Source organism: Desulfopila aestuarii DSM 18488 (assembly GCF_900143695.1).
GTDB classification, from domain to species: Bacteria; Desulfobacterota; Desulfobulbia; order Desulfobulbales; family Desulfocapsaceae; genus Desulfopila; species Desulfopila aestuarii.
On sequence record NZ_FRFE01000029.1, the window covers coordinates 38674 to 62156 of the forward strand.

The 23483-nt window shown below is 49.4% G+C and carries 22 protein-coding genes; 8 read left to right on the top strand and 14 right to left on the bottom strand.

Translation table 11 applies throughout. The annotated features are described in order from the left end of the window. Positions 1–96: 96 nt before the first annotated feature. The 5 genes from BUF15_RS20925 to BUF15_RS20945 all read right to left on the bottom strand — a co-directional run bounded on the left by BUF15_RS20925 (position 97) and on the right by BUF15_RS20945 (position 6200). Positions 97–1800 carry an ABC transporter ATP-binding protein gene (locus BUF15_RS20925; protein ID WP_073615666.1) on the bottom strand — a complete coding sequence of 568 codons (1704 nt, stop codon included), beginning with the start codon at positions 1798–1800 and terminating at the stop codon, positions 97–99. Between the two features lie 12 nt (positions 1801–1812). Then, positions 1813–2997 carry a serine palmitoyltransferase gene (gene spt, locus BUF15_RS20930; protein ID WP_200802442.1) on the bottom strand — a complete coding sequence of 395 codons (1185 nt, stop codon included), beginning with the start codon at positions 2995–2997 and terminating at the stop codon, positions 1813–1815. Positions 2998–2999: 2 nt separating this feature from the next. Then, positions 3000–3251, bottom strand: coding sequence for a phosphopantetheine-binding protein (locus BUF15_RS20935; protein WP_073615667.1), 252 nt, complete (start codon positions 3249–3251; stop codon positions 3000–3002). Positions 3252–3398: 147 nt separating this feature from the next. Then, complete coding sequence (locus BUF15_RS20940) at positions 3399–4322, bottom strand: NAD-dependent epimerase/dehydratase family protein (protein WP_073615668.1); 924 nt, start codon at positions 4320–4322, stop codon at positions 3399–3401. A 141-nt stretch (positions 4323–4463) separates the two neighbouring features. Continuing rightward, positions 4464–6200, bottom strand: a complete 1737-nt coding sequence (locus BUF15_RS20945; protein WP_073615669.1) for a fatty acyl-AMP ligase — start codon at positions 6198–6200, stop codon at positions 4464–4466. A gap of 125 nt (positions 6201–6325) precedes the next feature. Here BUF15_RS20945 and BUF15_RS20950 point away from each other — a divergent pair, with 125 nt between their 5' ends. Next, the gene (locus BUF15_RS20950) at positions 6326–7300 is read left to right on the top strand and encodes a hypothetical protein (protein ID WP_073615670.1); all 975 of its coding nucleotides are present in this window, start codon (positions 6326–6328) and stop codon (positions 7298–7300) included. A gap of 28 nt (positions 7301–7328) precedes the next feature. Here the strand turns inward: BUF15_RS20950 and BUF15_RS20955 are convergent, their stop codons facing one another. After that, a complete protein-coding gene (locus BUF15_RS20955) occupies positions 7329–8126 on the bottom strand; it encodes a nucleotidyltransferase family protein (RefSeq protein ID WP_073615671.1) in 798 nt (265 codons plus the stop codon). Between the two features lie 11 nt (positions 8127–8137). Next, on the bottom strand, positions 8138–9319 hold the full coding sequence (locus BUF15_RS20960) for an N-acetyltransferase (protein ID WP_073615672.1): 1182 nt from the start codon (positions 9317–9319) through the stop codon (positions 8138–8140). A 653-nt stretch (positions 9320–9972) separates the two neighbouring features. Here BUF15_RS20960 and BUF15_RS20965 point away from each other — a divergent pair. From BUF15_RS20965 to lptG, 3 genes are read left to right on the top strand one after another with little or no spacing between them, the layout of a single operon-like run. Next, the gene (locus tag BUF15_RS20965; protein ID WP_073615673.1) at positions 9973–10758 is read left to right on the top strand and encodes a phosphocholine cytidylyltransferase family protein; all 786 of its coding nucleotides are present in this window, start codon (positions 9973–9975) and stop codon (positions 10756–10758) included. Between the two features lie 59 nt (positions 10759–10817). Further along, positions 10818–11888: an LPS export ABC transporter permease LptF gene (lptF, locus tag BUF15_RS20970; protein WP_073615674.1), complete on the top strand. Its 1071-nt coding sequence runs from the start codon at positions 10818–10820 to the stop codon at positions 11886–11888. A gap of 8 nt (positions 11889–11896) precedes the next feature. Continuing rightward, the gene (gene lptG, locus BUF15_RS20975; protein WP_073615675.1) at positions 11897–12964 is read left to right on the top strand and encodes an LPS export ABC transporter permease LptG; all 1068 of its coding nucleotides are present in this window, start codon (positions 11897–11899) and stop codon (positions 12962–12964) included. 22 nt (positions 12965–12986) lie between these two features. On the opposite strand, the gene BUF15_RS20980 is transcribed toward lptG, so the two are convergent. Beyond that, entirely contained in the window at positions 12987–13991 is a 1005-nt protein-coding gene (locus BUF15_RS20980) for a metallophosphoesterase family protein (RefSeq protein ID WP_073615676.1), read from the bottom strand. An 83-nt stretch (positions 13992–14074) separates the two neighbouring features. On the opposite strand from BUF15_RS20980, the gene BUF15_RS20985 reads away from it, so the two are divergent. Genes BUF15_RS20985 through BUF15_RS20995 form a run of 3 tightly spaced genes read left to right on the top strand, consistent with a single transcriptional unit; the run spans position 14075 to position 17264 of the window. Next, the gene (locus tag BUF15_RS20985; RefSeq protein WP_073615677.1) at positions 14075–15280 is read left to right on the top strand and encodes a CDP-alcohol phosphatidyltransferase family protein; all 1206 of its coding nucleotides are present in this window, start codon (positions 14075–14077) and stop codon (positions 15278–15280) included. A 38-nt stretch (positions 15281–15318) separates the two neighbouring features. Continuing rightward, positions 15319–16308, top strand: a complete 990-nt coding sequence (locus BUF15_RS20990) for a diacylglycerol kinase family protein (RefSeq protein ID WP_073615678.1) — start codon at positions 15319–15321, stop codon at positions 16306–16308. Continuing rightward, positions 16305–17264 (top strand): hypothetical protein, encoded by a 960-nt coding sequence (locus BUF15_RS20995; RefSeq protein WP_073615679.1) that lies wholly within the window; start codon positions 16305–16307, stop codon positions 17262–17264. The genes BUF15_RS20990 and BUF15_RS20995 overlap by 4 nt, the downstream gene beginning before the upstream one ends. Before the next feature lie 31 nt (positions 17265–17295). On the opposite strand, the gene BUF15_RS21000 is transcribed toward BUF15_RS20995, so the two are convergent. From BUF15_RS21000 to BUF15_RS28450, 4 genes are all read right to left on the bottom strand, one after another. Then, the gene (locus BUF15_RS21000; protein WP_084554312.1) at positions 17296–18435 is read right to left on the bottom strand and encodes a hypothetical protein; all 1140 of its coding nucleotides are present in this window, start codon (positions 18433–18435) and stop codon (positions 17296–17298) included. Positions 18436–19017: 582 nt separating this feature from the next. Next, a complete protein-coding gene (locus BUF15_RS21005; protein ID WP_073615680.1) occupies positions 19018–19902 on the bottom strand; it encodes a MipA/OmpV family protein in 885 nt (294 codons plus the stop codon). A 589-nt stretch (positions 19903–20491) separates the two neighbouring features. Next, positions 20492–20659, bottom strand: a complete 168-nt coding sequence (locus BUF15_RS28445) for an ABC-type transport auxiliary lipoprotein family protein (RefSeq protein WP_084554318.1) — start codon at positions 20657–20659, stop codon at positions 20492–20494. A 206-nt stretch (positions 20660–20865) separates the two neighbouring features. Next, complete coding sequence (locus BUF15_RS28450; RefSeq protein WP_073615691.1) at positions 20866–21300, bottom strand: rhodanese-like domain-containing protein; 435 nt, start codon at positions 21298–21300, stop codon at positions 20866–20868. Between the two features lie 696 nt (positions 21301–21996). On the opposite strand from BUF15_RS28450, the gene BUF15_RS21020 reads away from it, so the two are divergent. Next, positions 21997–22908: a LysR family transcriptional regulator gene (locus BUF15_RS21020; RefSeq protein WP_073615681.1), complete on the top strand. Its 912-nt coding sequence runs from the start codon at positions 21997–21999 to the stop codon at positions 22906–22908. Between the two features lie 6 nt (positions 22909–22914). On the opposite strand, the gene BUF15_RS27190 is transcribed toward BUF15_RS21020, so the two are convergent. Together BUF15_RS27190 and BUF15_RS21025 are read right to left on the bottom strand one after the other, a co-directional pair. Beyond that, positions 22915–23082, bottom strand: a complete 168-nt coding sequence (locus BUF15_RS27190) for a hypothetical protein (RefSeq protein WP_159441343.1) — start codon at positions 23080–23082, stop codon at positions 22915–22917. 65 nt (positions 23083–23147) lie between these two features. Further along, positions 23148–23483: response regulator (locus tag BUF15_RS21025; protein WP_073615682.1), on the bottom strand; the 336-nt coding region annotated here is incomplete at its 5' end.

The following is a 23483-nucleotide window of genomic DNA, read 5'->3' on the forward strand; positions in this document are numbered from 1 at the left end:
GCACATCTCAATTGTACAGTTGTCAAATAACATCCTGAGGAGACGGACTCATTCTCATATTCCGCAGCAAGAATCCCTCATACCCCTACTTCTGCCCTAAATACTCCTTACCGAGCCTCCTTCGACGCGATAGGCCCGGTCTGATGCGTTAAGCAGGGCTGTTTGATGCGAAATAGCAAGGATGGTCAGTTTACCGCGCAAACGGCCCAAGCTCTGACAAATTTCCGTTTCGCTCTCAGGATCAAGGGCACTGGTTGCTTCATCAAGAATGAGCAACTCCGGCTTGCGAACCAGAGCCCTGGCGATGGTGATGCGCTGCCGCTGCCCTCCGGAAAGACGGCTGCCCCGCTCACCCACGATCGTATGCATTCCATCGGCTAAGCCCTGGACAAATCTCCATGCACCTGCATCACGCAGGGCGTTCTCCACATCCTCTTCGGTCAACTCGCTATCACCGAAGGTGACGTTCATATATATGGTGTCATGCAGCAACAGGGTTTCCTGGGGCACATAACCGATCAACCGCCGCCAGGCTTTCAGGTCCACGGTGTCAAGTCGCTTCTGATCAAGCCACACATTCCCCTGCTGTGGCAACAGCAGACCGATTATCAGGTCAACTATGGTCGTTTTGCCCGCCCCGGAAGGCCCGATAATTGCTGTAAATGTACCCTTGGGTATCACCAGGGACACTCCCTGCAGAACCGGCTGCTGGCTGTAGGCAAAACTGACACTCTCTAATCGTATTTCCGTATTGAATGTGGGCCTGTCGGTGCCGGAGATGACCTCTTTTTCCTTTTCAGTCTCTTCAATGATGGAGACCAGCGACCAGTACGCACTCTCGGTAACCACCATGGACTGGTAATCATTCTGGGCTTTCTGCATCGCCTTGAGGATTTTCACCAGCATGAACATCATGAGGAGAATCGTGGCCAAGGGGATCTTCCACCAGACCATGGCCACATAGAGTGCCCCGGCAAAAAAAATGGTGATCAAGGGCTCCTGAAGAGCTTTCAGGGCCTCCTTGCTGAAAACCTGATTCTGCAGGGCGCTGTTGAGCTGTTCCGTCTCCTTCTGCAACACCCGGATAGCAGTTTCTTCACGGGCCATTGCCCGCAACGGCTTTATTGACTGAAGAGTATCAGTTAGAAGGGTAAGTACAATCTTCAGGATACGAGTCTGGTTTCTGCCGGCTGCTTTTGCTCTAGTAACCAGCCGCCGGAGAACAAACAGAATAATCACACCTGCACCCAGAGTAGCAATAGTTGCCTTCCAGGCCAGTACAAGCGCAATAACAGCATATACAACCGCAAATACCAGCGAAGCAATAAGACGAATACTAAACGAATAGGCCTCGGCAGCCCGGTTGGCCTCAGTGGCGAAAGCATTGCCAAACCGACCTATCTGCTGATGGACATAATATTCCCATCGTGATGCAAAAAGAGCATTGATTAAAGCAAGCCGCAAATCGGTGGCAACCTGCGCAACCATATAGCCGACCCGCTTGTCTGCCAACAAAACCAATAACGCTTTGAGCAGAATACTCAGAACAAATATAACAAGCAGCACACCTACTGTCGGCGACAGATCAACGCTATCCAACAAGCGGATGACCAACCCCTCCAGCGAAGACTGCTTCTGCGAAGCAGCCCCTAACGTTTCCGGGTTGTCAAAGGCGAGGCTCAACAACGGCACCAGCATGGAGAGCCCAAAACCTTCTGCTAAACCAGCAAACAGCACGGCCACAAGAGTTATGACGCTTTGTGCCGGGTACCGTCTGAGAAATGTGAAAATGAAGCGCACGACTGTTCGAGCTCAATCCTGGTTCTTGCTCAGGGAAGCAAAAGCATCGGCTATTTTTTCCACCTGCTGTGGTGAATGAGCGGCACTCAAACTGCAGCGAAGCAGCACACCACCATCCGGTGTGGCGGGAGGCAAAACCATGTTGACGTAGATGGAACGCTCCAAAAGCCCATTCCAGATAGCATAGGCCTCATCGATATTGTCATAACGGATGGCAATAATCGGGCTTGGTTCCGAACCTACCTTGTATCCCAAATCCTGGAGTCGCCGATGCAAATTTCTGGCGTTATCCCAGAGTTGCGTCCGCAATTCCGGCTGAGAACGGATAACCTGCAGGGCTGCACGAGTGGAGGCGATAGCCGAGGATGCGGATGAGGCGGTAAACACGTAAGGCCTGCTCGCATAACGGACAAGATCAAGTTCCGGGTGATTACTTGAGCAAAATCCGCCAATCGCACCAAGACTTTTACTGAAGGTGCCAATCACAAAATCCACATCCTCCTCAACCTTGGCCTCTTCAGCCAAACCGCGCCCATTCTCCCCGAGAACGCCCAGAGAGTGTGCCTCATCAACAATGAGGTTCACCCCGTACTTTTTCTTGAGTACGACGATCTCTGCCAAGGGCGCTCGATCACCCATCATGCTGTAGATTCCTTCAACAACAATCAGGATATTGGTTTTTCGTTCTGCAAGGCGCTGCAGACGCTTCTCCAGATCCGCTGGATTGTTGTGCCGGAACCGAATCACTTCAGCACCACCGAGTTTACAACCGTCGTAAATGGAAGCATGACAGTCACCATCGAGAAGAATAACCTCTCCAGGTCCAACCAAGGTAGAAAGAATCGCCAGATTCGCCACATATCCCGTTGAAAAAACAATGGTTTTCTTTCTATCTAAAAAATCGGACAGTTCCTGCTCCAACGCGACATGTCCTGAAAGTGTGCCATTCGCCATGCGGGAACCTGTAGTGCCAGTCCCCTCTTTCTTCACAGCCTGGCATGAGGCCTGGATGCACGCATCATTAAATGTCAGCCCCAGATAGTTGTTGGTCCCGGCAAGGATGACAGGTTTACCGTCGATCACCGCTTCGGTCGCGGAGCGAATGTCTTCCATCACGATATTCAGGAACCTGCCGTGATGTCTCTCCAACTCCTCACGAACTACTGCCAGCTTTTGAAACTTATCGAAAATAGCCACTCTTATTCACTTTTAATTATTTTTTGTAATTCTCTGGCCAAATCATTCGCCGTGCGAACCCCAGGCATAACATTCATCGGAATGGAAATATCAAAGCTGTCTTCCAGGGATTCCAGGATTTCAAGGACTTTCATTGAGTCGAGACCCAAATCATCAATCAGATCCAGGTCGGCTTTTATCTCCGGTCCACCTTCCGGCAATGTCACTGCCAGTATTTCAAGAATCTTTTGCAAAACATCATCATGTTCCTTCATGGAGCCTTGTTCCTTCTTCAGTCCTTATGTGTTAGCAACAACACCTTCACTTTGACAAGCATATTATCTATCTCTATGAAGCTGCGATACAATCTCAATTTTCCATCAACCGGCCCCCTCGCACATCTCCAGAGGACGGCCGATGACTCAGGCAAAGGTATTTCTCAATCCTTCCATGAGGCCAACCTCAGGTTTCCAACCAGTCTCAAGGCTGAGTTGCGAGTTGTCAGCAACCCAGTCAGGATGTATCAATTCCCGCACCTTACCAGGCGTCAACATCGGCATGCCGCCAAACACCTTTCGCGACAACAGGTTGATCGATGCCAACCGATCGACAACAGTAATCGGAATATGGACCCGATGGATATCTTTCCCCCGCATCTGCTCAACTACTTCAATGATTTCCTGCCAGGAATACCCATCCTGTTTTCCGTCATGCAGTTCATATATTTGTTGCGGCCGCCTGCCATTCTTCAACCAGCTGATTACCGCACACGCCAAATCCTCCACATGGAGAAGAGAGACACGGCTATGGTCCCCACCAATCAGCGGAGCCACTCCGCGGAACATCCATTGAAACAGTGGTCGCATCTCCCGATCCCCTGGTCCATAGACAGCTGGCGGCCGAAACGCCCCCCAGAACATATCTCCCGCATGAGCGGCCAACGCCTCCTCCCCTCTCCGTTTACTCGCAGCATAATGCGATAGCTGTGGCTCTCTGGCAGCAAGAGAGGAGATCAGTAAAAAGCGCGGAGCCGTCTCCTGGCTGGCTGCTATCCGTGCCAAATGGGTGGTGCCCTCAACATTCACCCGATCAAAATCCTGCTGTGCAGCACCTCGAACAGCGCCGGCGCAGTGAACCACCGCGGTTGTGCCTGCTACCAGCCGTTGCAATGCTTCCGAATCCTGCAACCCACCGACCACCCACTCTATCGCCAGGTCCTGTGGTCGCTTAGGGTATGATGCTGCCCGCACAAGCGCACGGACACGCCAGCCGGTTTCTGACAGCCGCTGCGCCAACACACGGCCTATAAACCCGGTCGCTCCGGTTATGGCGATGATATTATCCATGAATACTTAAAAGTCCCTTGCGCCATGCAAAGGTATGGCGATATCTGCTGTTAGTCTGGATGTAAAATGGTCATCAGGAGAATGCGGCAACAGTAACAACAGTACCTGGAAAGCCAAGCTTCCCTATACTGCAAAGGGAATTCAAGACATCTGGCTATCGGTTGCAATCTTTTGAAGATAAATGTTTTTTGTCGCGTGTCGTGATGGCTTCCCTGATGTCGTACGAGTCAACGTTCCTCGTGGCACCAGCTCAATGACACAGTCAATACCCAGCTCCTGCCGAATTTGACGGCTCAAGCGGTTGATGAGATCCAGACGCGGCTGTTGTTCACTGATTCGGCATTCGACCATCATAACAGCCAGTTCCTCTCCTTGGGAATTATGAACGAAGAAGGCCATCGCATCTCCGGTCCGAATCTCATCCTGGCATTCTGCAATGTATTCGATGTCCTGAGGCCAGATATTACGGCCATTGATGATGATCATATCTTTGGCGCGGCCGGTGATAACAATCTCTGAACCGATGCGGTAAGCAATATCACCGGTATTAAACCAGCCATCTTCAGACAATACTTCACGGGTAAGCTTCAAATTGCCAAAATAACCGGACATGAGGCTTGCCCCACGCAGAAACAATGCCCCACATTGTCGCTCGGGAAGAGTATGCCCTTCACTGTCCCGGATTTCGAAATCATAATCCGGCATTAAGACCCCACAATTCACGAAGGAAGTTGAACGATACTCCTCCTGGTCCCCCGCCGGTGGCACCGGTATGGCCCGGCCATGCTCCAAAAGCTGATCGCTGTTAACATGATCGATCTTCAGCCCGTCTTCCAGGGAGCCGAAGGTTACAGCCAGAGAGCATTCCGCCATTCCATAGCAGGCCAGGAATGCCTGCTCGTCAAAACCAGCAGGTGCCAGTCTTTCTGCAAAACGGGCCAAAGTCTGCGGCCGAATGATTTCCGCGCCGGCACCTGCCACTCGCCAGCTCCGTAGATCATATGCCTCAACATCGCCATCTCGGAGACGGCGAGCCACAAGATCATAGCCGAAAGGTGGGCTGAAGGATATTGTACCTTTATTCTCTGAAAGCAGCTTCAGCCACAACCTGGGCCGCATAGCAAAATCCCTGGTACGCAGAAAATCTACGGAAAGCTGACATGCCATCGGAACCAGCAATAAACCAATCAACCCCATGTCGTGATAGAAAGGCAACCAGGATACGGCACGATCCCCAGTGCGTACCTTGACGCCATGCTGAATGATGATCTGGAGGTTATGGCAAACAGCCTTCTGTGTTATCATAACCCCACGGGGAAACCGGGTACTGCCTGAGGTATACTGCAGATAAGCAAGCTCTTTCGGACCTTTGGGCTGCAGGTCTTCTGCTGAATCGGGAAGATTTTTCACATCTTGCAGACTACCAATAAAAGGTATCATCAGGTCATCGGCTGCCTCGGTCAAAAAAGGCATGAATTCATCAGTAGCCAGTGCAACCTTAGCCTGACAGTCATCTAACAGCCGTCCAAGCTGCCTCACATACTCCTGTCGGCCATTTAATTGAATCACCGCCGGCAGGGGGACAGGAGTCAACCCAGCATATTGACAGGCAAAGAAAAATACGACAAAATCCGGATGAGTATCGGCGATAAGTGCAACACGCGAACCTCGAGATAACCCAATAGACAGCATTTTTTTTGCCAGGGAGCGGGCCTCAACTTGCAGATTGGCATACGGCAAAACGGAACACAGTTCACCACGTCCGGAATAGAAATTGTAGCCGGTTTCGCCTCTTGCAGCATAGTCCAATGCTTCTACCAGTGTTGTAAAGCTCCCTTTCTGCAATGGTAAGTTATGAAAAGTCGGCGTTGCCTGCATGATGTGTCACATCTCCAACATAAAGCATCTATTTATTTTGTTCACATTACTGAATAGTTAATTTTCCCTTTGACTACATAACAAATACAAGCATATTCCACCAGCCAAAAAACAGGAAACTGGCCATGTCATCACCCTCTTCTCTCCTTATTACAACGTGTTTACTGGTTATCTTGTGTATTACCCCTCATCCCTCCTACGCCCAGGAGCAAAATAGCCACGGAGCACTACCGCGGGAGACGAGCCTCTGGCGGGGGCTCCAATTTACCTCTTCAACCCTTCTGGCCAAACTCAAGGTAAAGATCTTTCTTGACTCCGTCACTGTGGAAACTCCCTTCAGTTCATTGGCAAAAGATCTGCCTGATGACTCAACAGTAAACGAGCACCGTATGCAGCTAACCGTTGACTTTGCTGCTCAAGGTGCGTTTCTGGGCGAAACCCACTACAAGGAGAGCACGATTTTCAACGAGGAGAACCTGCTCCCATATCAGCGAAATCGCATCATGGATAATGGTACGGAGAAATGGGCCAAGGTATACTTCTGGCAGGAAAAAGGAGTGCAAAGATATAGAATTATGCCGGCAAATGGAAAGGAGAAAAATCTTTCCCCAGAGAAGTGGACACGAAAAACCGCAACTTTTTATCCATACCCGCAACAGAGCATCAACTGCGGTACTATATTAGACTCTTCTCTTCTTCTCTACCTTCTGTCTAACCGAACTACAGCTCAAAATCAGGAACCTTTCACGATATGCGTCTTTGGCAAGAAACAGCTGCACCGCCTCTCAATCACTCTGGCAAACAGCAAACCACTATCAGTATCCTACCGCAGTCGTTCTGCTTCACAAAACATCACGGTGAAAAGGGAGACACTTCCGCTCGTCTACGACATCGCTGTGGAGACGATCCCAACAGCAAACGAAGAGCCGGAAACATTTTCTTTTGTGGGTTTGAACAATGACATCCGGATCGCCATGGACCGAGACACCCGCCTGCCACTGAAAATCCAGGGAACAAATAAGAGCATCGGCCGGCTGGTACTGGATCTCCATGAAGTATCCTGGGGACCTGGAGGTGAATTAAACCAGATAACAGATTGATTACTCTGACAAATAAGTCAGACGTTCATCATTTATGCAAAGCTATTTGTCGAACGAGTTGCAAGTCTTCCGCGGAGTCGACATCTATGGCTGCCTCTGGGTATGGCATAACAACAACTCCGGCCCTACAACCTAGTCGTTGTGACAACTGTCCCATTGCATCAGAAAGTGTCAGCCGTCCTGCCAAATAACGAAAGACAGTCAGCCAGCCGAGAATGGAGATCACCTTGAAAGGATTCTTACGTTGCTGCTCAACCTGCCGCCAGAACGACGGAACAGTTCTGGATTGCGGGGTTATGAATGCAAAAAGGTTGCAGGAGCAGTAGGCTCCATCCCGAAATCTGTAGGCCGTCCTCGAGGTTTGCGGGTACGCGGACATGACCGTTTCACGTCTGGCTACCGCTGCAATCACATCACATCCCGATTTCTCTGCTTCATCTAAGAAATACGTAACTACCCTGGGACTCAACAGGGCATGATCACTGGTCGTCAACAACACAGCTTTGTCCGCCGGTTGTGATTTCAGCGCCTCGTACGCACTTAAGCTTGGAGTGGCCTGGCTTTCCATCCAGTCGGCCTGACCGGACGTAAGATAGTCATCAAGTTCCCGTTCCTCTTTGACAATAGAACCAGGAGGACCGCAAAGAAGCACACTGTCAATCTTCCCAGAAGCAGAAAGTGCACCCAAGACCCTGAATATCATGGGAATCCCGTTCACCGAAGCCAGCGATTTGCAACGAACACCGGCAGCGGCAGCCACCGGATTCTCCGCTTCCCTGTCAGCCGCGAGGACAATTGCCGAAAAAGACTGCCCTATGCTACGCATGGGACCCCATCTTAAATATCCCTGCCATAGATTCGATAGGTTTTATAAACAGTACCACCAAAATCCTCGATTATATCCCTCATACCGATATTATCTTCAAGTATCCAGGAAAGCTCTATATCTTCCATACCGTATCGGACCACGTCGCTCTGCATGTCGTTGATCACCCGGTATGCAAGTGCCGCACCCAGAAGAGTCTCATGATATTTGGTCTTGACCCCCATCAGGAGTATCCTGCCGCTCCGCGGTGATTTGACTTTCAGGCGCCAGAGCATCTTCAACCAGCCAAAAGGCAGCAGGGAGCCATTCAAGTCGTGGATAACCTCGTTAAGATTCGGGAGCAGAACAACGAATGCAGCAGGTGCATCATCGACATAGGCAATCCGGACAAACTTGTCATTGATCAATAGTTTCAGATCCTTGGCAAGATGGGAAAATTCAGCCTCCGTGAAAGGAAGAAAGCCCCAGTTCCGAGACCAGGCATCGTTGAAAATGGAAAACACAATATCCAGATCTTCATCGAATTTGGACTTTCTCAACGTCCGGGTCGTTATACGGTTTGCGGTGGTACGAATAATCCTTTTCCGTGAGGCGGATGGCGCTACATCTCCGTGAATCATGTATGCCAATAAATCTTTAACCTTCGAGTAACCGCATTGCTCAACCCTCTCACCATAATAGGGCCGGGCATGACCCATCATCATCGAGGGCTGGGTTTCAAAACCATTGACCAATAGGCCGCATTCCTGATTTATTGACAGGTTAAATGGCCCTTGAGATCGTGTCATCCCCTTCTCACGCAACCATGATTCCACTGTACGCAATAGCGCCTGAAATGTCTCGGCTCTATCTTCAGCCTCAAGCAGGCCCCAAAAACCGGTTGCGTCCTGGTATCGCTCCAGGTGCAGCTGGTCGACCTGACCGCTTATCCGTCCGACCACCTTGCCGTCGCGGAGCGCAATCCACAAGCAACACGTCGCATGCTCGAAATAAGGATTTTTAGGGGAAAGTTGCATGCTCCGCTCGAGCTTCAACGGCGGAACCCACTTGGGATCATCCGCATAGAGTTCCCAAGGGAGATTGATAAAAGCATCACGAGTCTTTCGGCTGTCAACCTGCACAATCTGCAAACCGTCCTCAATGCTAACCGTATTGCTCGCTTGCTTAATTTTGCCAGGTGTAAACTTTTGCATAAGGTGTACACTCATGTTCACAAAAATTGGGGAGAGTCATGAGCCGCCATTGCTTACGTGCGCCTCTCCGGCAATTGCTTTGCTGTCACAGCTGAACGTGTGCAGCTACATCGCCCTCTCTTTTGGCAGGTATACATCTGACCACAGATGATCATAAAAAAATAGAGAGCTGCGAGACTACCACAACAGCATCCTGGCAACAAGCTGAAAGACCCTGCCGAATACACCTCGCAATAGTGTAAGACATTGTGTCCGTTACCCTCCAGGTATTGTGAGTGGCCATATAAGAGAAAAAACTGGCTTCCTCATATCATATTTGCTATTACTGCTGCAGAATTCTGCATGCTGAAAAGAGAATGGATCCACCGAAAATCGAGTTAGCTTAGAGACACAATATGAGACTTCATGATGCCAGCAAATGCCATCCTTAGCTGCTATTTTTTCAAATTCGGCAAGTATGCCACGTTGAATAAGACTCGAAATTTCTTCGCCAGGTCAGTCACTGACACATACTCCCTGGGGCACTCCAATCACCTACCAACATAACTAGACTATACCCCCATGCCACTCTGCATGCATTCTGAAAACCATGTATGAAGAGGGGCTGAGTTCATCATGATGGGCAAAAACGACAACAGAAAAGGATGCTGTAAATGAAGGCAATTATCTTAAGTGCCGGGCAGGGCAAACGTTTGTTGCCATTCACTGCTGATCTCCCAAAATGCCTTGTAAAGGTCTCGGGTAAAGCAATTTTGGAGTGGCAGATCGACGAATTGGTAAAATGCGGCATTAGTGAGATAACTGTCGTCACAGGTTATGGTGCCGACAAGGTTACAGCTCTTCTTGAGAACAATGACAAGCCGCAGGCTATTAGCACCTTCTATAATCCAGATTATGCCACAACCGACAACCTGGTCAGCTGCTGGTCAGTTCGTGAAAAGATGAATGAAGATTTCATTCTTCTTAATGGTGACACCCTGTTTGAAGCCGCAGTACTGAAAAAACTACTCACATCACCAGCCAGTCCGATCACCGTGACAATCAATCACAAAGATCGTTATGATGCGGATGACATGAAAGTCAGCTTGGATCAGGACCAGCTCATCAGGATCGGCAAGAAACTCTCAACTGATGAAACTCATGGTGAATCCATTGGTATGATCCTTTTTCGTGGGAATGGCCCGGCAACATTTCACAAAGAGCTGGAAAATGCCATGGCCGAACCCCAGGCATTGAACCGCTGGTATCTTTCAGTTATCGATGCAATCGCCCAGAAAAACACAGTTTTGACCTGTTCTATCAAAGGGCTCCGCTGGTGTGAAGTCGACTGCCCTGCAGACCTGCAGGAGGCTGCCAAAGTGGTTGCAGGTTTCCACCCAAAAGCCATCTCCGATATCAATGTGGAGGCATATGATCTACACGAAGCTGTGGCATTCTAAAAAGCAGACAGTCCGGAGCAATGCTGTAACCTACTGGTCTTGCAGGCCACGGGAATAGCGTGATCATTCAGCGCTATATCATTCGTGAGATACTTAAACCTGCTGCAACCATTTGTGCAGTGCTGGTCTGCATTTTCGGTTGCTACATCTCTACCCGTTACGGTGAAGATGCAATCCAGGGACTGCTGCCAGGTTCTTCGGTCTTTCAGCTGATTCTTCTCCGAATTGTCATTGCCCTTGAAGTGCTGCTACCGACAGCGCTGTTCTTTTCTGTAGTGATCGCGCTCAGCCGCCTCTACAGGGACGCCGAACTCGTTGCCATGTTTGCCTGCGGCATCAACATAACACGGGTGATCAAATCGGTTTTTCTTGTCGCCCTCGCCGGCAGCATGCTTGTGGCATGCCTGTCTCTCTTTCTTCGCCCGTGGGCCTGGCACCAGTTCTTCCAGATCAAAGCGGAAGCGGAAGCGAATTTTGATCTGTCCAGAATGACAGAGGGCAAATTTTACAAAACTGGCAACCGAACAATTTTCGCAGGGAAAATAGACCAACAGAGAAACCAAGCCAGTCAAATCTTTATTGAAACACAACGAGCCAATTCGCGGCGACTCATTTACTCCGACCAGGCGATACAGTACCGCGATAAAACTACCGGCAAACCGGTCCTGCTCTTTCAAGGAGGCCATCTCTATGAATTTTCCAACATCAACGACAATGGCTTGATCTTCGAGTTCGAGAGTTCGGCAATGCCGCTTGAGCCAAAGCAGATTATCGAGCAGGAATACAAAGTAAAGGCGGCCGCAACGAAAACATTGTTCCACTCAAGCAACCTTGAAGAACGAGCTGAGCTCCAATGGCGCCTCACGGCCCCGTTGTCGATTATACTGCTCGCCCTTCTCGGCATTCCCCTAAGCCGTTCAGCCCCCCGACAGGGCAAATATGCCAACACGTTTGGGGCAATAGGAATATTTGCTGTGTACTATAATTTCAGTGTACTCACCAAAAAGTGGATGGCGCAAGGTGTTATCGCCGCACTGCCGGGAATCTGGTGGGGACAGCTACTGCTGGCCACCTTGGTCTGGGTACTTTTATTGCAGCCACTTTTTTTCCCCTTCAAGCGAAAGCGGTAATCTTCACGATGCGCATACTCGATTTTTACATCGGCAGAAGCTTTCTCCGCCATTTTACGCTCATCGCCACGATTCTCCTCACACTGTTCAGTCTCCTTGAACTGATAACCCAGCTCGACGATGTCGGCAAGGGGAGCTACCATCTGTCGGACGCACTTCAGTTTGTCGCTCTTACCTTTCCCAAACGCTTGCTCGACCTGATGCCCATCAGCACCTTGCTTGGCGGTCTTCTCGCCTTGGGCATGATGGCCGATCACGGAGAACTTGTCGCCATGGAGGCTTCAGGTGTTTCGACTCGTCGTATAGGTGGCACAGCCCTGGCAACCGGCATGGTACTCATGGTGCTAGCTGGTATTTTGGCAGAACTGTTAGTCCCAGGCATGGAGCAGATGGCTCGTAATTCGAGGGCGCAGGCGTTGTCTGAAACCGACATCACGCTCACCAGGCAGGGCTTCTGGGCACGTAGCGGTGAACGGTATGTCCACGTAGACAAGATGTTGAGCCATGGGTTAGCTGCTGACATTTCCCTCTTCAGTTTTGACAAAACCGGGAACCTGCAGAGCTTTATTCATGCTGAAAATGGCCACCTGGGAAACGATGGCAGCTGGAATCTTACAGGTATCACCGAAAAGACCGTTGCCAACAATGAAGTGACAACAACACGCCGGCAGGAGTTGGCACTGGAATTCTTCCTCAGCGCTGATCAGGTCAGAGTTCTGGAGTTACCGCCCTACAGCCTCTCCACCCCTGATCTTGTCCGCTATATCGAAGCGTTACGGCAAAGCGGCCAGAATCCTGATCAATACAAGATCGCCCTGTGGCGCAAGTTCACGATTCCCTTAACGACAGGGGCCATGGTTCTGCTGTCGCTCAGCTTTGTCTTTGGTTCAACGCGCAGTGTCAGCGCTGGGTATCGTATAACCTCTGGCACATTGTCCGGCATCATTCTCTACTTTTCTGATCAAATCCTCATCCAATGGGGTATGCTACTCAACCTGCCCCCTGGCATCACCGCCCTGCTCCCCGTCCTGCTTATTTCCGGCATCGCCCTTACCCGATTGCGCAACGTCCGCTGACAGGGGCAAAACCCCAGACCAGTTATCCTCGTTGAACAGGAAACGAATAATCGTCTATTTTCCCATCAATAAACCCGAGCTCTTCTCCCGAAAAAAAACGTTCCTTCATCCTCAGCTGCCAGGTTTTCTGTGAAGACATCGTCACGTCATATAGGAAATAGCTCGCCAACCGTCCTTTTTGACGAGTCACCGAGGAGGCTGATGGAGCACCGATAGCCGGAATAACACCTGCAGCCGTATTGAGGCTCAGCCTTACCGATTCATGGGCATGCCCAAAAAGCACCAACTCAACACCGTACCGTTGCAGCAGCATCTGCAATGCGTCCATGTCAGTAAGACGTTTGCGACGGCTCACTACGCCCTGCATAGGGGGATGGTGAAGCAACAGTATCCTGAAAAGCTGTTGACCGGCAAGATCTCGCAAAATCATCTCCAGTTTTTCCAACTGACGGTCGCCAATTGTCCCCGTGGCGAGATGCAGACTGCTTGGCCGTGCCGTATTGATGCCGATCAGGGCAATTGGGTCACGTACCCGCAGAATAGGATACAGATCCTCCAGGCTATCCGGCAAAGTCGGTTGGGTTGGAGGGTCGGCAACCATATAGTCCAGACAGCAGGCAAAGCTATCATGCCATCTGGTCCTGATATAGGCATCATGGTTGCCGGGAACGACGGTGACCCTGTCCGCCGAATCGAGAGCCTTCAGCCAATCACGGGCCATTGAGAATTCAGCGGGAAGTCCCAAATGGGTCATGTCTCCTGTGATCACGGTATGATCCGGTTTTGTTCTTTGCAAATCACGGCGCAGGATGGTAAGAAGCTTTGCATTGTGTCCGGCTTGACGCTTTAACTTCCATCGAAGATATCCGAGCAATCTTTTTGTTATAAAATCATGTGGTTGCATGCTGGAAACACAAGCAAAATGCAGATCGGAAAAATGTGCAAGCAGACAACGTTTCCCGCTGGCCGCATCATGGGCAACATGGTCTGATATCCGCTCGGAATAAAAGGAAGAAGAGCTTGTCATTGAAGTTCAATCAACACAAATAAATAGAATGGTGCAAACCGTAATTTCCGCCGCACCACCACATACCGGGAAAAAACATTATCATGAGTAATTTTGTGTATTTTTTCCAGCCCTGTCCTGAAAAGCTCTGGGGGCTGACTTCAGCCGACCGTATAGGACGGATTCTCAAGAAGAGCGGCGTGCAACAACTTGAAGTGTCCATCGACAGCCTGAATACCAACGATTCAGTCCTGATCGTCCGGGGTGATTATCTCTTTGACGATCGGCTCATAGAGTATCTGGCCAAAACACCGAAAATAATTCTTCACAGCGGTGACCAGCGCAACGACATTGTTGCCATACATTCCCCCGCGCATTCTGCCGCACAGGCCATGACGGTCATAGAAGGAAAAGCGGGCATTGATTCCCTCTCCGACTTTCTCTCTCAGACCCCGGCCACTACTTCAATCGCCTATCAGGAAAAACTCCACAAATCTGAGCCTCCATTTCTACTCCCCATCACCTCAGAAAACAAGGAGGAGTTGGAGAAGCGACTCTTTGACTGGTCCTATAAAGGAATCACCGACCTCGTAACAAAGTGGGCCTGGCCTCGTCCAGCCCGCCGGGCGGTCGGCCTTTGTGTACGTTGGAATATCCGCCCCAACCATGTCACCTTGCTGAGCCTGGTTCTGGTTATCATCTCTGGTCTCTGCTTTATCAAAGGACAGTATGGCTTGGGCCTGCTGGCCGGCTGGTTAATGACCTATCTCGACACTGTAGATGGCAAACTGGCACGCGTCACCTTGCAATCAAGCAAATTCGGTCACTATTTTGATCACCTCATAGACCTGATCCATCCCCCTGTCTGGTATATTCTCTGGGGGTTGGGACTCACCACCGCCCAGCTGTCCGGCCTCACCTTTCCTTTATCAACCGTATTGTACGCCATGCTTTTGGGCTATATTGCCGGTCGCCTGGTCGAGGGTTCGTTTAACTGGCTGCTTGGTTGCAGCTTCAGCATCTTCAGCTGGCAGCCGATCGATGCCTATTTCCGCCTGATCACCGCCAGGCGAAATCCCAACTTGATTCTGTTGACCTTGAGTATTCTTGTGGGGCGTCCGGAAATCGGTCTTCTGGCTGTGACGTTCTGGACAGTCACAACCAGTCTCTTTCTCGTGGGAAGGTTGCTCATGGCTGGCTGGTCACGCTATCATGCAGGTACGCTCAGATCCTGGCTGGCAGATGTCGACAGCCCTCGGTACAACACGTCACGTGCAGCCCGGCTGTTTACCCAACACTTCAAAAAGTAGCAAAACCTGCCAGGCATTGTCCGGCTCTACGGGAAAAAATGACCTCGCCGCAATCGTCATCAAATGCCATCTCGCGCATCGGGCTACTCACCAATCCACTGAGCGGAAAAAACCGTCGGCGACCTGAATCGCTGTCCATCGTCATTGACGAATACCCGGAGGTCATACGGCAAGATGCCACGACAATAGAAGAAATACATGATGCCCTTCTCTATTTCGCCAATCTTGGAATAGATATTCTGGCTGTGAATGGCGGTGATGGAACGATTCAAGCTGTTCTGACCATTCTCTGCCACGATGCCACCCCTTTTGTCACTCCTCCGCAACTCATGGTGCTCAAGGGGGGCACAACCAACATGATCGCCGGAGATGTTGGAATCAATGGCGACCAGATGGAGGCATTTAAGCGGCTACTCCAATGGGCCGAAACCGGCAAAGGCACTATTGGCAGGATTCAGCGGCCTGTTTTGCGCCTGCTTGTACCTGGCCACGAGCCAAAATATGGAATGTTCTTCGGTGCTGGCTGCATTACCCAGGCCACCAGCTACTATCACCAACACCTTCACAACAATATATTTGGTGGTTTTCCTGGGATATGCATGACCATTGGCCGTTTTCTCTGGGCGCTTATCCGAAAGCGGAAAAACTTTGCCGGCCTGACGTCAATGACCATAAACCGGGATGGACATCTCACCCCACGCGACGATTATATCCTTTTTTTGGCCAGCACCCTGAACGGGCTCATTTTCGGTCTCAACCCTTTCTGGGGAAGTGAAAACGGACCACTGCGATCCACTGCCATCACCTCGCAGGCACGATACATGCCGTGGGTGCTTCCTTTTCTGGCATTCAACCGCATGACGCGAACAGGCACCGCTGAAAACGGCTACTATTCCAGCAATGGCCATGAGGTGGCACTGCATCTCATGGACAGCGTCGTCCTCGATGGAGAGATGTACACCCCACAATCCAGTAAACATCCAACTGTATTGCAATACGGTGGAGAAGCGACCTTTATCCGGATATGAACGAGACTATTCCACCAAAACTTCTGTCAACAATTCAAGAGAGCTACCGGTGCCAGCCGTCCCCGGCCGTCGAGCTCCTGGTACAACGCCTTCTCTCGGATTACAGTGACGCAGTGCAGGGCATCCTGTTTTACGGCTCCTGTCTCCACAAGAAAGAAGACCTTGAGGGGCTCTTTGATCTGTACATCCTGGTCAAAGACTATGATGCAGTGAACCGCACCACCATGCATGCATTGCTCAACCGGTTGCTGCCACCAAACGTTTTCTATATGGAAGTCCCATATGGACAACAGACTGTGAGGGCCAAATATGCTATTCTGTCCTTGGATGACTTATTAAAAGGAACCTCCCGAGCCTGGTTCCACTCCTACCTATGGGCCCGGTTTTGTCAGCCGACACTCCTGGTATGGGAACGAGACAGCACAGTTGCAGAGATCGTCAACAGAGCCTTCGCCCAGGCTGTCATCACCTTTGTTGGCCGGGTCCTGCCTTCTCTCGAACAGGATTTCTCCATCCGGGAACTCTGGCAGAAAGGGCTCGAACTCACCTATCGCTCCGAATTACGACCAGAGCAGGCGAACATGCAGGTCCGTTTATTTGACAGCAAACCGGAATATTTTACGGCAGTTACCCGCCACGCCTTCGACGGCATATCCTATACAGTAAGACCTCATCCTGGTCACGATCCTGACCGCTACATCGCCGACATTCCGTCTGCTGTACGGTTTTCCGCCAATCTGAGTTGGGCATTACGAATAATACAGGGCAAGATGCTTTCGATAGCAAGGCTGATCAAGGGAACTTTAACCTTTGATGGTGGCGTGGAATATATCACATGGAAGATTCACCGCCATACGGGAGTCCGGGTAGAGGTAAGTCCCTTCTTAAAAAAACATCCCGTTCTCGCCATGTTTGCGCTTTCACTGCAACTCTTTCGCCGGGGGGGAGTAAAATAGAGCCGAGCCAAAACGATGAGTTTCAGCGCCGTCAACGATTTTGCAGGAAATGAGCGATTGCATCCGCCCCGCGTTCTGCCGCCGTGGTATTCGATTCGGTATGGAACGTGTAGTTGAATGCTTTCTGCTGTTTTTGGAGATATGCCGGATGGCTTACAGATGCCTGACCAAGGGCCTGCCCTAATTCAGTTTGTACATCACAGACTACCTGCCCCAGTTCCCAATGCCGATAAAAGGGGTTATCCCGCCATGTAATGCCGTGACCGTTGATAAAGATACATGGTCGTGGCTTCATAAGAAATTCATACACCTGACTGCTCACGTCACCCAAATAGATGTCGGCGGCCAGCATATAGGTCATGTCGCTTGATGCGCTGCTACCGGTATCAATATGGATATTTTCTATAGTGTGATATTTTTTCGGCAGATAGGCCCCATGCCGCTTAGCCCGCTTAAAAAGAACGACATGAGGGGCAAAAATAAGATTGTAATCGGTGCAGCCGGCAAAGAAATCAAGAACGTCCAGGCCTGAAGTCGACCAGGAAGACACCCGCTGGTCAAAATGCGGATTATACACAACGATCGGCCTGTCATTATTGAACCATCGAGGAATTTTCCGCTTAAGCCCCTGAATTACTTCAAATTTTGGCCACCCTGCGACCGCATACCTGCCATGATGCAGAATCCCGAGTTCGGTGAGCCTATCGACATACTTCTGTCCTGGCAGGAGCGTCAGATCAAAAGCCCCTGATTTATGATCAAAACCACCCTCGCGATCCCCTGCTCCATGACGGGTGTGGATCATAATCAGATCTCGGATTCCGTATCGTGTACGGAGCTGCAGGCAATTGCGCTCAGGCGACACCAGCGCATCAAGACTTTTGAAAAAATCCATATTATTTCGGAGAATAAGCCGCTTGCGTATCAAGACCCATTTCGATAGCAACGGGTCGATCAGGCTATAATAGAATGGCACCGACAACAGCAGAAATTCACATCTATGTTGCGGGTATAACGATGCAATATCTCTGACAAATGCCATCTCCTGCTCTGATGAGCAGGCAATCACCACCTCCATCTTCGGATACTTCCTCGACAATTCAAAGGCAAATGGGACAGCCTGAGGTATCTGGTGGGTAAAGTAATGGTTAAATAAAAAACCGACTTTCATGTCACTACACTTCAAAATAATTGAATATATTTTCCCTGCGCGAGCCTCCCAAGAATTTATCTGCCTCATCGACATTCTTGGCTCTAGCCCCTGGGATTATACCTGTATTGCCTTCCAAGCATCAGGATAAAAGAACTTCCGAAGTATCACAACCGATACTGGGCATACACATCGCTACGAATCCATCCACAAGATGAAATACACAGCGCTAGGACTGTCTCACTGATTCGACCACGGGCAGAAAACCTGCTCAGCAATCTACACTCCTGTCATTTCGATTATCACCGGAGATAATAACGAGGTTGGTAAATATCTCAAGGATCACGATGCGGGCGTCTCGCTTGCTGCATTTTTATGGTCATCGGCATTCGTAATTCTTCAGCATAGTCCAATTCTCAGGGAAATACACACGCACAACCATGCCAACCCCTCATCCATAATCGTCACATCAAAAGAATGGTGCTTTACCGGTATGTGCTTCGTACATACTCAATCGGACGGCGGATTGAAAATAATCACACCTGATGTTATCCAAACCCCTACAAGGTGAGGCCTCAACACAAGGCGCGCTCCATTTATGTATTATTGTTCTTCCTGGAGATTCTTGGATCCCATATGATAGGAGATACCAAGCCCCATGATGAATTGATTTTTATCTTCAACGATAGGACTATCAGCCGCATCGCCTACTAACCTTTTGTACATAAGCATACCACCAATCCGCCAGCGATTGGTGATTGAATAGCCGCCTGTCATGCTGACATTGACATCCTTGATGCCTGACTCCGCATTATACCGCTCATACCCTGAAGCTGCCGACTGCCGAGAGTTTATCCCAAAATAGCTTTCCATATACTTGTCACTGGCCCAGGTCGTACCTAATCCGACGAATACACGAGGATTCTCAAACGGCAGGGTTGTTCCGCCTTGTAGTTCCACAAGCGCTCCATCATGGCCAGAACCAATATCCTGCCGTACTTCGGCTCTAAATCGCAAGGTTTCTTTGCGATAAGCAACATATCCGCCTGCTTCGACACTACTATCGATATCACCCAGACCATCCAGGTTGTCATTGTCATCCTCATCACGACCTGATGCCCATGACAGGATAGGACCAGTCTTGAAATTTTTATCATTTATGATATTAGCGCCTAAGGTTTTCCCCTTGTAAAAGATTATATCCCTCCAAGAGGCAGATATATTAGGCCCATATCCAAAATCGTAGTCGTCTGAGCCCTCATAATCTGGGGAAACGCCACCGCTCAGTCCTATGCTGACTGTCCAGTTACGATCTTTATCCGCTGGGTCCTCATACCCTGGAGCCTCATCGATATCTTCCGCAATTCCTGCCCAAAGATCGGCTTCATCCAAAGCGTCACTTTCAGCCGATACGTTATCAATAAAGAGCATGGTCGAAAAAATCGATGCTATGAATAGATGTGAAAAGCAGCGCAATGCATTTTTCATGGCAACCTCTGTATGAAATGGATTCTAGTAATAGAGTAGTCGATCTTGAAAACTCGCCCCCTAAGCCTCTAATATAACATAAAAATAGGCCCACCAAATACTTGATGCTATAACAGGGGCCGATTAAGCGGGTTTATTAAGATATCTGAACCATTGATAAATATACTTAACACCTAATCTGAATGCAGCCAAATAATACACCATTTTTTTGTCATGACGCAAGTTGTCCGATGGTTCATCCGCTGATTAAGCCACGGATTGCAGTTGTTTAACTTTAAGAGAAGATTTTGAGAAGTTCTTCATAGAAGAACTTACGATATGGTATTTTATGCATCATCCGTATGTTTCTTGCACAAGTGGCTACCGTTTGCGAGCAGCGCGGTTCGAGTTTGAGTGGGTGTTCTGCAAAAAATGATATAGCTCTAAATGTCAGTTATTTTTGCAAAAAAGGAGATTAAGCTGAACTGCCGGCATAGCATCTTTTCCAAGTTGGCCATCAAATCGACAGATAGCTGCGAGAATTTGGAAGTCAGCGGTAACATAAAAGCGCCATGGAAAACAGAGACCCTTTCGGTGCCTGACAGATTCCCTATACTTTTTCTACTAATAACTCTGTAACATTGTTTTTGAAAGAACCGCTCCACTGATCAAATTCCGTCCTTTGATTTTGATTTTCATTGCTATGAGTGACGATCTTGTTCTGATCGAGATAATCAGCAATTGTGACCGGGCCAATACCGACGGCGAGATCTAAAATGGGATGATTACCCTACCATTGAGCTTGTTTCTCAGAAGTTGCATACTGCGATCAATGTCTTTAACCAGTGCATTAATACCTCGTGGCTTCACACTTTCCTACAGACAGAAAAGGCCGGATTCCCTACAGGGAACCCGGCCCGCCACACATCTTGGACACGCTGCTGCATCAAACGGCCATGAGTGACGAATGAGAGCAGAGGCTGGCTATCCTGAGCAACCGCATGCAACTGCCCGGTCAAATTGAGGCGCCGCCCCCTCTGTCTGATAGCCGTCACGCTTCCACCAGTCCATGCCTCCCAGAAGTTCTCGAACCTTGAAACTAAGCTGCGCAAGTTTCAGCGCCCCTTTTGTTGAAGCATTGCAGCCAATACCATCACAATAGGTGATATACGTTTTTTCTGGATCGAGTCCCCTCGTTGAAGCAAAAGTCATTGTAGGGTGAGGAAAACTAACGGCAGTAACTATGTGTTCCGCTTCATATGCCTCCTTTGACCGGGCATCAATCACAACTACATCCGCATCGCTCTTCATCATTTCAGCCAGATCCCACGCATCAATCTCATACGAGAGCTTATCTCGATAAAACTGATGCTGTTTTTCTTCTGTTCGCGCGAGATTATCGAACTCACCGTATTCAATCTCACTACCGCATTTCTCATAATCGAGAAGCTGGGAAATTTCTCTTAAATGAAGGTTCAAATGTCTTGGATAGTCGACAATCATATCAAACAGCGTAATATTTTCGCCAAGGGCTGAAACCCAGATGTTCTCCAGCGCTTCCCCATTTACATTGCCGATGACATGGGACAGGTGCAGATTGGCGTATTGCCAGAATTGAAGAAGCAATTTCCACTCTTCGGCCTGATAGTTCTGTATGGCTATCCACGTATCGTTGACTCCCAAGTTGGCATAATCTGGAAACTGGAGGGGAGACTGTTGATATTGTAGATGGATGATTCGATGAAGATTATTGGATGCTGAGTCAATCAGATGCCCGACAATCTGTTTGACAGTTCTGTTCTGACTGTTTCTCTTTTCCGTCAGTATCTCCCCATCCAATTCCCCCAGCCGCGGTGCCCACATTTTCACCAGCCAGACAATTTCGTTTTGAACCTGTTGTAATTCCTGCATGATGTCCCTCCTCGTAATTTACGTTGGTTGCTACCAGTCTTTACGAGTACTATAGATTTCTCAGGGAGAAAAAGAACTTCAAAGGTTTGCAAGTGGGGTTTCACTCATGGTGAAGGTGTTACTTCAACAGAGCCAATGTCCTGAATTTTGACCGACTGCCCATGCCATGTGGCTGTCGAGATTTACAACAGCGAGGTAACGGCAATGGAATTGTATCAACTTGACAGCTTTCTGGCCGTGGCCCATTCAGGGTCGCTTTCAAAGGCAGCTGTCATCCGGAACATATCACTCCCAGGAATAAGTAAGCATATCAAGATGCTGGAGGAGCATTTCGGGCAAGCCCTCTTCACCCGGACCCCGAAAGGAATGATACTTACTGAAAAAGGGGAGCAAGTGCGGAAGTACGCCGAACGTATCCAGAAAGACATCGACAGCCTTAATGGGCTTGCTCGGCAAAAACCACCTCTTAGGCTCGGCTTGAATATCGCTCCTGATTTTCTTCAGCTGTTTCAATTGAAAAACATGCTGGAGCAGTATCATCCAAACCGTGAAATTGTTCTTATAAACCACAATTCCGGACACCTGCTGGACCTCCTGTATAAAAAGGAACTTGACCTGTGCCTGGCCTTTGGCAGTATTCCAGAACATCTACAGAAAATTTTGATTCGCAAGGTGCAGCTGCCGCTTATGCTACCGCAAAACTTGCCAGACGACCTGCCAGACCTCAACGAACTGTGTTGGATTATCAACACCCAAGGTTGTCCTTTTGCGGATCCCTTGAAAGCATTCTGGCGTGCCCATACTATTCGACCACAATCGACCATCCTGGCCCAGGACTTGTCAAGAAAGGAGCTGGTAGCACAAGGACTCGGCATTGGTTTTCTTGAGCCGCAGGACGCCCTTGCCCTCAGCAGAAACTCACAGGGAAAACGTTATGGAGAATACTGTCTGACCATTCCCCTCTGGGTCGTTTTCCAGGATGAGATCTTTCGGGATGTTGCAGAGCATCTTCAACATCATGTCCAGGCTCGCTATGATACCCTGCCACCGTGCCCCAATGGCTATCCGCAAATGGATATGGTGGCCAGGCGAAAAACGCCCGCTCATCTTTTGTAAACACGCTCACACCATGGACAATAGCTTGGTAGTATCGACTAGTACTGGCAGGCCGTTTGGCAGCATCCGCGTTGGCACAGCGGTTTCATCGTGGCTTGGGTCGATCATGAACTTACCAGGACAATTGATGACTGTCAGAAATTCTACGCCTGAGGCGGCGATGACTCCTGGCACCCGAGCGTCCGTAAGGAATTTTTGCCACATGACCTAAGGACATTGAGCATCTTTTCAAGCGACCCTTATGCAATCACACCGATATTCTGCATTTCAAGAATCAGTCGTTCACTGTCAATTGGTTTGACAATATATGAAGTAGCCCCCCCTTTGTAATAGGCTTTCATAACAGTTGATGCATCATCAATTGCCGAAAGCATTATGACCTTTACTTCTTCAGGACCAGTTATCCCAAGTGATTTCTCTACCTCACGAATTTCGACCAGGGCTTCATGTCCATCCATAATAGGCATCATGATATCCATACAGATAAGGTCGTATGGTTGCTGCTTGCGCAAGGCGACTCGAAAAGCCTGCACAGCCTCTTCCCCATTCACGGTAATATCGACAATAGCCCCATT

Bases quoted from the DNA above. Each gene is read 5' to 3' on its own strand.
- BUF15_RS20935 (WP_073615667.1), bottom strand. From the start codon at position 3,251: ATGAAGGAACATGATGATGTTTTGCAAAAGATTCTTGAAATACTGGCA.
- BUF15_RS20940 (WP_073615668.1), bottom strand. From the start codon at position 4,322: ATGGATAATATCATCGCCATAACCGGAGCGACCGGGTTTATAGGCCGT.
- BUF15_RS20945 (WP_073615669.1), bottom strand. From the start codon at position 6,200: ATGCAGGCAACGCCGACTTTTCATAACTTACCATTGCAGAAAGGGAGC.
- BUF15_RS20950 (WP_073615670.1), top strand. From the start codon at position 6,326: ATGTCATCACCCTCTTCTCTCCTTATTACAACGTGTTTACTGGTTATC.
- BUF15_RS20955 (WP_073615671.1), bottom strand. From the start codon at position 8,126: ATGCGTAGCATAGGGCAGTCTTTTTCGGCAATTGTCCTCGCGGCTGAC.
- BUF15_RS20960 (WP_073615672.1), bottom strand. From the start codon at position 9,319: ATGCAAAAGTTTACACCTGGCAAAATTAAGCAAGCGAGCAATACGGTT.
- BUF15_RS20965 (WP_073615673.1), top strand. From the start codon at position 9,973: ATGAAGGCAATTATCTTAAGTGCCGGGCAGGGCAAACGTTTGTTGCCA.
- lptG (WP_073615675.1), top strand. From the start codon at position 11,897: ATGCGCATACTCGATTTTTACATCGGCAGAAGCTTTCTCCGCCATTTT.
- BUF15_RS20980 (WP_073615676.1), bottom strand. From the start codon at position 13,991: ATGACAAGCTCTTCTTCCTTTTATTCCGAGCGGATATCAGACCATGTT.
- BUF15_RS20985 (WP_073615677.1), top strand. From the start codon at position 14,075: ATGAGTAATTTTGTGTATTTTTTCCAGCCCTGTCCTGAAAAGCTCTGG.
- BUF15_RS20990 (WP_073615678.1), top strand. From the start codon at position 15,319: ATGACCTCGCCGCAATCGTCATCAAATGCCATCTCGCGCATCGGGCTA.
- BUF15_RS20995 (WP_073615679.1), top strand. From the start codon at position 16,305: ATGAACGAGACTATTCCACCAAAACTTCTGTCAACAATTCAAGAGAGC.
- BUF15_RS21000 (WP_084554312.1), bottom strand. From the start codon at position 18,435: ATGAAAGTCGGTTTTTTATTTAACCATTACTTTACCCACCAGATACCT.
- BUF15_RS21005 (WP_073615680.1), bottom strand. From the start codon at position 19,902: ATGAAAAATGCATTGCGCTGCTTTTCACATCTATTCATAGCATCGATT.
- BUF15_RS21020 (WP_073615681.1), top strand. From the start codon at position 21,997: ATGGAATTGTATCAACTTGACAGCTTTCTGGCCGTGGCCCATTCAGGG.